This is a genomic window from Stenotrophomonas sp. STEN008, from assembly GCF_056760435.1.
Map to the genome: position 1 here is coordinate 1 of NZ_JBRRET010000065.1, position 9,571 is coordinate 9,571.

11 protein-coding genes are annotated in these 9,571 nt (G+C 67.7%); 2 read left to right on the forward strand and 9 right to left on the reverse strand.

All coding sequences use genetic code 11. The annotated features are described in order from the left end of the window. Nucleotides 1–144: 144 nt before the first annotated feature. Genes hflD through ACVOME_RS18240 form a run of 4 tightly spaced genes read right to left on the reverse strand, consistent with a single transcriptional unit; the run spans nucleotide 145 to nucleotide 2,828 of the window. Nucleotides 145–759: a high frequency lysogenization protein HflD gene (gene hflD / locus ACVOME_RS18225; RefSeq protein ID WP_053517934.1), complete on the reverse strand. Its 615-nt coding sequence runs from the start codon at nucleotides 757–759 to the stop codon at nucleotides 145–147. Then, nucleotides 756–1,898, reverse strand: a complete 1,143-nt coding sequence (gene mnmA / locus ACVOME_RS18230) for a tRNA 2-thiouridine(34) synthase MnmA (protein WP_481505372.1) — start codon at nucleotides 1,896–1,898, stop codon at nucleotides 756–758. The genes hflD and mnmA overlap by 4 nt, the downstream gene beginning before the upstream one ends. Beyond that, the gene (locus ACVOME_RS18235; RefSeq protein ID WP_065182192.1) at nucleotides 1,895–2,356 is read right to left on the reverse strand and encodes an NUDIX hydrolase; all 462 of its coding nucleotides are present in this window, start codon (nucleotides 2,354–2,356) and stop codon (nucleotides 1,895–1,897) included. Before ACVOME_RS18235 ends, mnmA begins: the two co-directional genes overlap by 4 nt. Nucleotide 2,357: 1 nt before the next feature. Beyond that, nucleotides 2,358–2,828 (reverse strand): hypothetical protein, encoded by a 471-nt coding sequence (locus ACVOME_RS18240; protein WP_053517939.1) that lies wholly within the window; start codon nucleotides 2,826–2,828, stop codon nucleotides 2,358–2,360. A 108-nt stretch (nucleotides 2,829–2,936) separates the two neighbouring features. On the opposite strand from ACVOME_RS18240, the gene clpS reads away from it, so the two are divergent. After that, the gene (clpS, locus tag ACVOME_RS18245; RefSeq protein WP_053517940.1) at nucleotides 2,937–3,263 is read left to right on the forward strand and encodes an ATP-dependent Clp protease adapter ClpS; all 327 of its coding nucleotides are present in this window, start codon (nucleotides 2,937–2,939) and stop codon (nucleotides 3,261–3,263) included. 43 nt (nucleotides 3,264–3,306) lie between these two features. Here the strand turns inward: clpS and ACVOME_RS18250 are convergent, their stop codons facing one another. Then, on the reverse strand, nucleotides 3,307–4,119 hold the full coding sequence (locus ACVOME_RS18250) for an APH(6) family putative aminoglycoside O-phosphotransferase (RefSeq protein WP_283219726.1): 813 nt from the start codon (nucleotides 4,117–4,119) through the stop codon (nucleotides 3,307–3,309). A 135-nt stretch (nucleotides 4,120–4,254) separates the two neighbouring features. Here ACVOME_RS18250 and clpA point away from each other — a divergent pair, with 135 nt between their 5' ends. Further along, on the forward strand, nucleotides 4,255–6,534 hold the full coding sequence (gene clpA / locus ACVOME_RS18255) for an ATP-dependent Clp protease ATP-binding subunit ClpA (protein ID WP_065182194.1): 2,280 nt from the start codon (nucleotides 4,255–4,257) through the stop codon (nucleotides 6,532–6,534). Nucleotides 6,535–6,609: 75 nt separating this feature from the next. Here the strand turns inward: clpA and ACVOME_RS18260 are convergent, their stop codons facing one another. The 4 genes from ACVOME_RS18260 to ACVOME_RS18275 all read right to left on the reverse strand — a co-directional run bounded on the left by ACVOME_RS18260 (nucleotide 6,610) and on the right by ACVOME_RS18275 (nucleotide 9,402). Further along, a complete protein-coding gene (locus tag ACVOME_RS18260; protein ID WP_277381755.1) occupies nucleotides 6,610–6,987 on the reverse strand; it encodes a hypothetical protein in 378 nt (125 codons plus the stop codon). A 201-nt stretch (nucleotides 6,988–7,188) separates the two neighbouring features. Further along, a complete protein-coding gene (gene infA / locus ACVOME_RS18265) occupies nucleotides 7,189–7,407 on the reverse strand; it encodes a translation initiation factor IF-1 (RefSeq protein ID WP_005409596.1) in 219 nt (72 codons plus the stop codon). Between the two features lie 86 nt (nucleotides 7,408–7,493). Next, entirely contained in the window at nucleotides 7,494–8,234 is a 741-nt protein-coding gene (gene aat / locus ACVOME_RS18270; protein ID WP_197572555.1) for a leucyl/phenylalanyl-tRNA--protein transferase, read from the reverse strand. 43 nt (nucleotides 8,235–8,277) lie between these two features. Beyond that, nucleotides 8,278–9,402, reverse strand: coding sequence for a GNAT family N-acetyltransferase (locus tag ACVOME_RS18275; protein ID WP_481505373.1), 1,125 nt, complete (start codon nucleotides 9,400–9,402; stop codon nucleotides 8,278–8,280). Between the last annotated feature and the right edge of the window lie 169 nt (nucleotides 9,403–9,571).

Consider the following 9,571-nt stretch of genomic DNA (forward strand, 5'->3'; position numbering starts at 1 on the left):
TTATCACCCCCCCCCCCCCTGTCCCCCCCCCCCGGCCCCCCCGCCCCCCCCCCCCCCCGGCCGCGCCCCCGGCGGGCCCCCCCCCGCGCGGCGCCCCGGCCCGCCCTGGCGGCCGCGCGGGCCCTGCCCCGGCGGATGCAACGGTCAGGCCAGCAGGCGGTCCACGGCCTCGACCATCGCCTTGCGACCAAACAGGAAGTCCCAGTAGCTGCCGCCCACCTGCCGCCACAGCACCGCGGCGCGGACGGCGGCCAGCAGCAGGGCACGGATCTCGGAGACCACACCGGCCTGGCCCAGGTAATGCGGGTTGCCCTGCACCATCACCCGCGGCTTGAGATGGCTGATGGTGTCCGCATAGACGCCGCCGAGGCTGGCCAGCACATCCGGGTGACCGCTGTCGCCCAGTTCGGCGGCCTTGCGCTGCGCCTGCTCGATGCCCGCGGCAACCTTGTTGACGGTTGCGCCGTCCTGCACGAAGCGGCGCTCCAGCTGCAGCACCGACAATGCCAGCTTGGGCAGGATCGGATCCTGGCCCTGGTTGCGGAAGTAGTTGTGCAGCAGGCGCAGGCCCGACTTCAGCGCGTGGCGGTCGCCGAACACCTCCTGCGGAGAGGACGCGTCGACGCGGAACACGCTGTCCACCGCGGTACGTACAGCGGCGGCGTCGGAATGGCCGGTATCGGCGATGCGGCGCACCTGCTGCAGGGCCTGGGCAATGCCGGCCAGGGCCAGGACGCGGTCGTCGACAGTGAAACTCATGCAGCGATTACCTCAAAAGGAGAAGGGGTGGTGTGCAGGCGCTGTTCCAGCGGCGCATCGGTGGCGGCGATCACCGCACCGCCCAGGCAGATCTCGCCGTCATACAGCACCAGCGACTGGCCGGGCGTGACGGCCCGCTGCGGGCGGGCAAAGGTGACCAGCACGCTGCCATCGTCCAGCACATCGACCGTACACGGCTCGTCGGGCTGGCGGTAGCGGGTCTGGGCAGTGCATTCGAAACGCCGGGCCGGTGGTGCGCCGGCGATCCAGTGCGCGGTTTCCGAACGCAGGCGTTCGGAGAGCATCCACGGGCTGTCGCGGTCCTGATCGACATACAGCACGTTGCTGGCCACGTCCTTGCCGACCACGTACCACGGCGCGGCCGGGCGGCCACGCACGCCGCCGATGTTCAGGCCCTCGCGCTGGCCGAGCGTGAAATAGAACACGCCCGGATGCTCGGCAATCACGCTGCCGTCGGCCGGGTCGAGGATCTGTCCCGGCCGGGCCGGCAGATAGCGGCCCAGGAACTCGCGGAAGTCGCGCTCGCCGATGAAGCAGATGCCGGTGGAGTCCTTCTTGGCATGGGTCGGCAGGCTGACGTCACGGGCGATCCGGCGCAGGTCGCTCTTTTCCAGGTCGCCGATCGGGAACAGGGTGGCGGCCAGCTGCGCCTGCCCCAGCTGGTGCAGGAAATAGCTCTGGTCCTTGGAGCGGTCGGCGCCGCGCAGCAGCAGCCACTGGTGGCCGCGCTGGGTCACCCGCGCGTAATGGCCGGTGGCGATGCGCTCGGCGCCCAGTTCACGCGCCGCGTCCAGGAAGTGCTTGAACTTCACCTCGCGGTTGCACAGCACGTCCGGATTGGGGGTGCGGCCGGCGGCGTACTCGGCCAGGAAATGCTCGAACACGCCTTGCCAGTACTCGCTGGAGAAGTCGCGGAAATGGAAGGGAATGCCCAGCAGGCCGCAGACCGCCACCGCATCGCGGCGATCATCCTCGGCGCGGCAGTCGCCGCTGCCGTCGTCGGCCCAGTTCTGCATGAACAGGCCGGCCACGGCCTCGCCCTGCTGCACCAGCCGCCAAGCGGCGACCGACGAATCGACGCCACCGGAAACGCCCACCATCACGCGCGGGGTGCTCATGCGACCTCCCGGACCAGCGAAAGCGGGTGGCGCTGGCCACCCAGATAGTCCGCCACGACCTGCCATACCAGCGGGCTGCGCTGGCGCTGCCCGGCGGCCTGCAGCTCGGCCGGGGTCATCCACAGCGCGCGGTCGATGCCGGTGTCGAGCGGCTGCGCCGGATCATGCGAGACCGGGCGCGCCGCGTAGCAGAAGCGAAGGAACGTCGTACCGTCGCCCGCCGTCCATTGGTAACAGCCGATGAAGTCGGTCAGCTGAACCGTCCAGCCGGTCTCCTCGCGGGTCTCGCGCAGCGCCGCCTCGGCCAGGCTCTCGCCGGGCTCGAGGTGCCCGGCAGGCTGGTTGAGCACGGCGCGGCCATCGATGGTCTCCTCGACCAGCAGCACGCGGCCGCCGTCGACCACGATGGTGGCGACGGTGGCGTGCGGTGCCCAGCGCGGGTCCGGCGTGGCGTTCACCTCAGAGATCGTCCTTCTTGGTCAGTTCCAGTTCCATCGCGTCGGCGGTGCGGATCGCGGCATCGATGGCGTCGCTGAGCTGGTCGGCGGTGGCATCGGCGTCGATCTTCACCACGAACATCGCGGTCGCCTCCTGTTTCACCCAGCCGCCCATCTTGGCGTCCTGCGAGTCCTCCAGCAGGCGGTTGGCGACCGCGACCGGGAACTGCTTGGTCTTGGACGTGTAGCCTGGCGACCAGATCTCACGGATGTTGTGGCTGCCGAAGTCTTCCACCGCCGAGCGCACGTACACCATCTGGGTGCGGTCGCCCTCGACGTCGAACACCAGCCGGTAGTCGCCATCCTCGTCGACCTCGTAGTTGTAGCCCAGCTTGTCCAGCAGGCGGCCGACAGCGGCGTCGGCATCGGCTGCGCTCGCCGGACCGGCACAGGCCAGGGCGATCAGCAGGGCAGGCAGAAGGGTCCTTTTCATGAAAATCCTGTGAAACCGGGGTGGGAAGGGCAATTGTGACGGCGGCCGTCCGTGCCGTCCATTCCGGGTGGGCCGACGCGGGCGCGCGGCAACCTCTATAATGACCGGATGCCCCGCGAGTCTTCCCCCGATTCCCACCACGAGCACGGCATCGCCGTGGAGCCCGCGCGCCCGGAAGTGGCGCCGCCGCCGTTCTACCAGGTCATGCTGCTCAACGACGACTACACCCCGATGGATTTCGTGGTGGACGTGCTGCAGCAGTTCTTCAACATGGACCTGGACAAGGCGACGCAGGTGATGCTGCATGTCCATACCCGCGGTCGCGGCGTCTGTGGCGTGTTCACCCGCGAAGTGGCCGAGACCAAGGTCGGCCAGGTCAACGAGTATTCACGGATGAACCAGCATCCGCTGCTGTGCACGATGGAAAAGGCCTGACCGGCCTCTTGTAGAGCCGAGCCCATGCTCGGCTACAGCGGGATCACCCCTCCGCCAGCGCCTCCAGTGCCATCGCCGCGACTGTCTCGTCGATATCGGCCGGGTCGCCATCATTGCGGAACCATACGGCCGACAGCCCGGCGCTGGCAGCGATCCAGCGCAGCAGGCGCGTGCGATCCAGCTCCGCCAGGGCGCTGACCTCGGTCACCCGGGCCGCAAAGCGCTCCGGCCGGGTCGCGACGTGGATGCCGGGACCGCACAGGTCGGGATTGCTGAACAGCGTGGTGTAGTCGAACGCGCGATCACCGATCAGCCGTTTCGGGTCGATCGCCAGCCAGCCGCGCGTGCCGAAGTCGAGCACGTTGTCGTGGTGCAGGTCACCGTGCAGCGGCCGGACCTCCTGTTCGTCCTCCAGCAGCGCGACCGCCAGCGATCTGCACTGTTCCAGCAGTGGCGGCAGCGAGCCCCTTGGCTGCAGCAGGTCGGCGAACCATGTAGGCAGGCAGACCAGCTCCGCTGGCGGTGCGCTCCGTGGCCGGTGCAGCCGCTGCAGGACCTGGCACAGGATCGTGGTACAGGTGCTGTCATCGCCGCCGATCGAGCGCTCCCGCAGCGATTGGCCGCCGGCGCGCTCGATCAGGATGGCCGGCCCCTCGTGCGCCAGCAGGCGCGCGGCACCGTCGCCGTCCCACCAGCGCAGCAGGCGATGGCTGTTCTGTTCTTCGGTTTCACTGCTGATCTTCAGCATTGCCGGCTGGTCGTCGGCGGTCAGTACCGGCCAGAGCCGGGCGTGCGGGGTACGGATGGCGGGACCATCACGTCGCAATCGCCAGCGGCTCAGGTAGGGTTCGCTCATGGGTGGGCTGTCCGGGAGTGAATGAAGATCAAGCAATCCGCACTGCTAACGCCATCTGAACGCAGCAATCCGCTAGGGTGATGGAAATCGCGTAGTCAGGCCGCATATTGTCCCCATCTGCCGCCGGAGTAATCCATGTTCAGCAAAGACCTCGAACACACCATCGGCCAGTGCTACAAGCGCGCCCGTGAGGCCCGGCATGAGTTCATGACGGTCGAACACCTGCTGCTGGCACTGCTCGACAACCCGTCCGCCCAGGCCGTACTGAAGGCCTGTGGTGCCGATGCCGACCGCCTGCGCCAGGAGCTGGAGCAGGCCATCGAGGCCTCCGTGTCCCGCCTGGCGGAAGACGATGGCCGCGACACCCAGCCGACGCTGGGCTTCCAGCGCGTGCTGCAGCGGGCCGTGTACCACGTGCAGTCCTCGGGCAAGAAGGAGGTCACCGGCGCCAATGTGCTGGTCGCCATCTTCGGCGAGAAGGACTCCCATGCCGTCTACTACCTCAACCAGCAGGACGTGACCCGCCTGGACGTGGTCAATTACCTGTCCCATGGCATCGCCAAGCTGGGCGAGGAGGGCGAACAGCCCTCTTCCGAAGGCGAGAGCCGGGCCGAGGGCGGGGAGGGCGAGCCGAAGGGGGATGCCCTGACCGAGTTCGCCAGCAACCTCAACGAGCAGGCCCGGGCCGGACGCATCGACCCGCTGGTCGGGCGTGCCGACGAGATCGAGCGGACCATCCAGGTCCTGTGCCGCCGTCGCAAGAACAACCCGCTCTACGTGGGCGAGGCCGGCGTCGGCAAGACCGCGATCGCCGAAGGCCTGGCCCGGCGCATCGTCGAGGGCTCGGTGCCGGAGGTGCTGGCCGATGCCGTCATCTATTCGCTCGACCTGGGCGCACTGGTGGCTGGCACCAAGTACCGTGGCGACTTCGAGAAGCGCCTGAAGAGCGTGCTGACGGCCCTGAAGAAGGTGCCCAACGCCGTACTGTTCATCGACGAGATCCACACCATCATCGGTGCCGGTTCGGCGTCGGGCGGCACCATGGATGCGTCCAACCTGATCAAGCCGGCGTTGGCGTCGGGCGAGCTGCGCTGCATCGGCTCGACCACGTTCCAGGAGTACCGCGGCATCTTCGAGAAGGATCGCGCCCTGGCGCGCCGCTTCCAGAAGATCGACATCGTCGAGCCGACCGTGGGTGAGACCTACGAGATCCTGCAGGGCCTGAAGGGCAAGTACGAAGCCCACCACGGCGTGACGTACTCCGACGAGGCGCTGCAGGCCGCGGTGGACCTGTCGGTCAAGCATATCGGTGACCGCCTGCTGCCGGACAAGGCCATCGACGTGATCGACGAGGCAGGTGCGCGCCAGCGGCTGTTGCCGGAGGACCAGCGCAAGGAACTGATCGACGTGGAGGAAGTGGAGGCCATCATTGCCAAGATGGCGCGCATCCCGACCAAGCAGGTCAGCGCCACCGACAAGGATGTGCTGCAGCACCTGGAGCGCAACCTGAAGATGGTGATCTTCGGCCAGGACCCGGCCATCGAGACCCTGTCGTCGGCGATCAAGCTGGCGCGCTCGGGCCTGGGCAATCCGGAGAAGCCGATCGGCAACTTCCTGTTTGCCGGCCCGACCGGTGTCGGCAAGACCGAGGTGACCAAGCAGCTGGCCCTGCAGCTGGGCATCGAGCTGGTCCGCTTCGATATGTCCGAGTACATGGAGCCGCATTCGATCAGCCGCCTGATCGGTGCGCCCCCGGGATACGTCGGCTTCGACCAGGGCGGCCTGCTGACCGAGAAGATCGTCAAGACGCCGCATTGCGTGCTGCTGCTGGACGAAATCGAGAAGGCGCACCCGGACATCTTCAACATCCTGCTGCAGGTCATGGACCGGGGCGTGCTGACCGACACCAACGGACGTGAAGCGAACTTCAAGAACGTGGTGCTGGTGATGACCACCAATGCCGGCGCGGCCCAGGCCTCGCGGCGTTCGATTGGCTTCACCAAGCAGGACCACGCCACCGACGCGATGGAGACCATCCGCCGCAGCTTCACCCCGGAATTCCGCAACCGCCTCGATGCGGTGGTGCAGTTCCAGGCGCTGGGCTTCGAGCACATCCTGCGTGTGGTGGACAAGTTCCTGATCGAGCTGGAGATGCTGCTGCAGGAGAAGCACGTCAGCCTGTCGGCCACGCCGACCGCGCGCGACTGGCTGGCCCACCATGGCTTCGACCCGCTGATGGGTGCCCGTCCGATGGCGCGCGTGATCCAGGACAAGATCAAGCGTCCGCTGGCCGACGAGCTGTTGTTCGGCAAGCTGGTCAACGGCGGCAAGGTCAGCATCGATGTCCGCGACGACGAACTGGTGGTCGAGACCCAGGCCGAGCCGGAGCGGCTGCTGCCGGCCACGGTGGAGTGAGCTGACGCCACGGGCTGTGGCGTGAAGGACTGGAAAGGGCAAGGGCGGCTTCGGCCGCCCTTGTGCTGTCAGGTGTCAGCGGCTGCGACGGCGCGCTTCACGCGTGAACCGCTCGGCATCGATCGGCTCGATGCGCGCCACCTCGCAGGAGCCGCGACCGGTGTCCAGCTTGCTTCGGCCCTCGCTGCACAGCGTGTCAGCCTCCTTGCCGTCGGTCGTGAAGCCGAGGCGGGTGGCCAGCACGGCGGAAGGGCAGCTGTTGCGGAAGTGCACGACATAGTGCGCTTCGCCGGAGCGGAGCAGGATATTCCTGTCGGCGCCGGCGCGAACGATCTGCTGTTCGCCGGACAGCGGCACGCACTGCGCCGCCGGGGTGTCGGCCGCATGGGCGGGCGAGGCCAGCAGGGCGATGGCAGACAAGGACAAGGGGACGAGCAGGGAAGTCAGCTTCATGGCGGGGCAGGGGTGGCGATCCGGAGTGGATCGGATCCCAGAATGCTGCCGCGGTCGCAACTGCGAATCTGTCGCAAGCAGGGCTGACTGACGCCATGGTGAGATCGGTCACGATGACCTCCGGCAGGGCCGGAGAGCGGGCATGACAAAAGGCCAGCAACCCAGGCTGGCCTTGTCGAAGTGGCGCGACGCGCCGACCGCTTACTTCATGCGGTAGGTGATGCGACCCTTGGTCAGGTCGTACGGGGTCATTTCAACCTTGACCCGGTCACCGGTGAGGATGCGGATGTAGTTCTTGCGCATGCGGCCGGAGATGTGGGCGATGATCTCGTGCCCATTTTCCAGACGAACGCGGAAAGTGGTGTTCGGCAGCGTCTCGCTGACGGTGCCCTCGAACTCGATGGAATCGTCTTTCGACATGTAGTCCTGTGCGGTTCAGAAAACGGCCACGCTGGGCCTAAGGCGCAGTATTTTACGCGGGACGCGGCCGGCTTGCAAAGTTTATGTTAACCCCCCGCCAGGACGCGGGCCGGCAAGCGGCCCATGTGCCGAGTCCACGGGCCTTCACGCCCCGGGCAGCGCACGGCCTGCCGCACGTGGTCCAGAAACGCGGCGCGTGGCAGGTGCACAGCACCCATCCGCAGCAGATGCGGATTCTCCACCTGTGCATCGATCAGTTCCCAGCCCCAGCCATGCAGGGTGGCCGCCAGCGCGGCCAGCGCGATCTTGGAGCCGCCGCTGGCGCCGCTGAACATGCTTTCGCCGAAGAACATCGTGCCGATGGCCACGCCATAAATGCCACCGACCAGGGTCTGCCGGTCCCAGACCTCGACGGAATGGGCGAACCCGAGGTCGTGCAGCCGGCTGTAGGCCTCGACCATTGCCGGGCTGATCCAGGTGCCGTCCTGTCCGGGGCGCGGCGCGGCAGCACAGGCGCGCATCACCTGGCTGAAGGCGGTGTCGGCAGTCACCTCCCAGTGGCTGCCGCGCAGCTGGCGGCGGAAGCGGCTGGACAGGTGTACGCCGGAGGTGCGGAACACCATGCGTGGGTCCGGTGACCACCACAGGATCGGCTCGCCGTCGCTGAACCACGGGAAGATGCCGCCGGCATAGGCATTCAACAGGCGTGCAGGATGCAGGTCGCCGCCTACGGCCAGCAGGCCGTCGGGACTGCGCAGCGCGGTTTCAGCGGGCGGGAAGGGGGCGTCCGGCGCATCGTCCAGGCGCCAGGGCAATTGACGGGTCATGCCGGGAGTGTAGCGATGCCGGCGCATCCATTCTGCGGCGGCGCTAGTCCTGCGTGCGGAACGGGCTGTGTTGCTGCAACGTCTGCTCATAGCGCCGCACGTCCCTGCGCTCCTGCCGGCACCAGTCCTGCAGAGCTTCTGCGAAATCCGCATCGGCCACCCAGTGCCGGCTGCGCACCCGCGTCGGCAGGAAGCCGCGCGCCAGCTTGTGTTCGCCCTGTGCGCCGGGCTCGAAGCGGGTCAGGCCTTCGCGCAGGCAGTACTCGATGCCCTGGTAGTAGCAGGCCTCGAAGTGCAGGCCAGGCAGGGTAGCGCCACCCCAGTAGCGGCCATACAGCGTGTCGCCCCCACGCAGGCACAGGGCGCCGGCAATCGGTTCGCCGTCCTGTTCGGCCAGGAACATCACCAGGCCGCGCCCGAGGCTGCTGGCCAGGTGGCGCAGGAAGGGCTCGGTGAGCGCCGGTGCATTGCCGTACTCGACGAAGGTCTGCAGGTAGAAACGGTACATCGCCTGCAGGTCGGCACGGCTGGCCTCATCGCCGTGCACGACGCGGAAGCCGATGCCCTGGCGGGTGACCCTGGCGCGCTCCTGGCGGATGTTCTTGCGGTGCTTGTGGTCCATGGCGCCAAGGAACTGATCGAACGTCGTCCAGTCGCCCGGGTTCTGCCACTGGAACTGGATATCCTCGCGCAACAGCCAGTCATCGCCGAACAGCGCTTCATCCGCTGCGGTGTGGAAGTTGATATGCGCCGAGGACACGCCCAGCGTGGGCAGCGCCCCGCGCAGGGCCGACAGCACGCCCGCGCGGGCTGGATCGTCCCGGGCCAGCAGCCGCGGCCCGGTCACCGGCGAGTACGGCACGGCGCCGAGCCATTTCGGGTAGTAGTCGCGGCCATGCCGGGCATAGGCATTGGCCCAGGCGTGGTCGAACACGAATTCGCCGTGGGAGTTGGTCTTCAGGTAGCCGGGAATCGCCGCGACCAGGACGTCGCCCTCCCACAGGGTGAAATGCCATGTCTGCCAACCCCAATCCCCGCGCAGGCAACCGTGGGCTTCGAGTCCGGCCAGGAAGACGTAGCTGACGAAGGGATTGCGGCCATCATGCAGCGCGTCCCAGTCGGTGGCGGTAACGGACTGCAGCGAGTCGAGGAAACGGGGGGAGGGCATGGGCCAAGGATAGGTCAGAAGAAAACAGAAAGGGGGGGGGGGGGCCCCCCCCCCCCCCCCGGCAACCCTCAACCCGCCATCACCGCTTCGATCTCGTCCGCACTCCGCGCCAGCCCTTCGGTCAGCACGCGATGGCCATCGTCGGTGATCAGCACATCGTCCTCGGTGC

What these genes read in the sequence shown, in the direction of transcription:
- hflD (WP_053517934.1), bottom strand. Translation starts at nt 759, where the DNA reads ATGAGTTTCACTGTCGACGACCGCGTCCTGGCCCTGGCCGGCATTGCC.
- mnmA (WP_481505372.1), bottom strand. Translation starts at nt 1,898, where the DNA reads ATGAGCACCCCGCGCGTGATGGTGGGCGTTTCCGGTGGCGTCGATTCG.
- ACVOME_RS18240 (WP_053517939.1), bottom strand. Translation starts at nt 2,828, where the DNA reads ATGAAAAGGACCCTTCTGCCTGCCCTGCTGATCGCCCTGGCCTGTGCC.
- clpS (WP_053517940.1), top strand. Translation starts at nt 2,937, where the DNA reads ATGCCCCGCGAGTCTTCCCCCGATTCCCACCACGAGCACGGCATCGCC.
- ACVOME_RS18250 (WP_283219726.1), bottom strand. Translation starts at nt 4,119, where the DNA reads ATGAGCGAACCCTACCTGAGCCGCTGGCGATTGCGACGTGATGGTCCC.
- clpA (WP_065182194.1), top strand. Translation starts at nt 4,255, where the DNA reads ATGTTCAGCAAAGACCTCGAACACACCATCGGCCAGTGCTACAAGCGC.
- ACVOME_RS18260 (WP_277381755.1), bottom strand. Translation starts at nt 6,987, where the DNA reads ATGAAGCTGACTTCCCTGCTCGTCCCCTTGTCCTTGTCTGCCATCGCC.
- infA (WP_005409596.1), bottom strand. Translation starts at nt 7,407, where the DNA reads ATGTCGAAAGACGATTCCATCGAGTTCGAGGGCACCGTCAGCGAGACG.
- aat (WP_197572555.1), bottom strand. Translation starts at nt 8,234, where the DNA reads ATGACCCGTCAATTGCCCTGGCGCCTGGACGATGCGCCGGACGCCCCC.
- ACVOME_RS18275 (WP_481505373.1), bottom strand. Translation starts at nt 9,402, where the DNA reads ATGCCCTCCCCCCGTTTCCTCGACTCGCTGCAGTCCGTTACCGCCACC.